Source organism: Bifidobacterium xylocopae, from assembly GCF_003315615.1.
Lineage (GTDB): Bacteria > Actinomycetota > Actinomycetes > Actinomycetales > Bifidobacteriaceae > Bombiscardovia > Bombiscardovia xylocopae.
The window spans coordinates 1-762 of record NZ_PDCH01000036.1 but is presented as its reverse complement, the minus strand read 5'-3'; the positions used below and the strand labels follow the sequence as shown (position 1 = coordinate 762).

At 70.2% G+C, this 762-nt stretch carries 1 pseudogene; it reads left to right on the top strand.

What is annotated here, in order from left to right:
- Positions 1 to 762 (top strand): annotated as a pseudogene (locus CRD59_RS08035) (LPXTG cell wall anchor domain-containing protein); the annotation flags it as partial.

Genomic DNA, 762 nt, shown 5'->3' with positions numbered 1-762 from the left:
CTGGAAGGGCACCTCCATCGAGCAGACCAGGCCCACGCCCGAGCGTGAGTTCCCGACCTGGAGGCCGAACCCGGACAAGTCCTGGATCCTCAAGGACCCGGCCTCGGGCAGGTGGCAGGCGGTCATCGACCCGTCCAAGTCGAACACGACCGGGGCGGACGAGCACACGTTCCTGGACGGCGACAAGGTGGGCGGCGTGGTCAACGGCACCGTGGACCCGCACCTGATCGAGGCGCCCACGAAGTTCGAGCTGGCCGATGATTGGAGCGCGGCCGACTACCTGGTGGACCAGGAGGGCGGGACGGCCGCCATGAGGGTGTACGAGGCGGACGCGGTGGCCGGCCCGGACGGGCACTACCGCCAGTCCAGCGTGGCGGACATCGCCAACCGGGGCCGTGACGTGACGGCCCAGTTCGACATCACGCTGCAGGGCAACAAGGCGGTGGCTACGGCCAAGCCGGCCTACCTGGCCAAGCTCAGGGGCATGGGCGCGCCCCTGCAGGTGACCCTGCTGGTGCCGTTCACGGTCAACTTCGCCAACGGCGGGGGCGCCGGGCAGGTGCGCCGGGACTCCGGCAGGCGGCCCGGCGACGAGATGACCTTCTGCGAGGCTCCCGGCGCGGGTCCGGCCTCCGGTCGGGCCTTGAAAAACAAGGGCTCCGAGACGGTGAACAACCAGGAGACGCCCACCAACGAGCCGAAGATCTGCGGGTATGTGCCGCCGGTCAGGAAGGACGTGGTCTCCGAGGCCAGCCAGGGCGG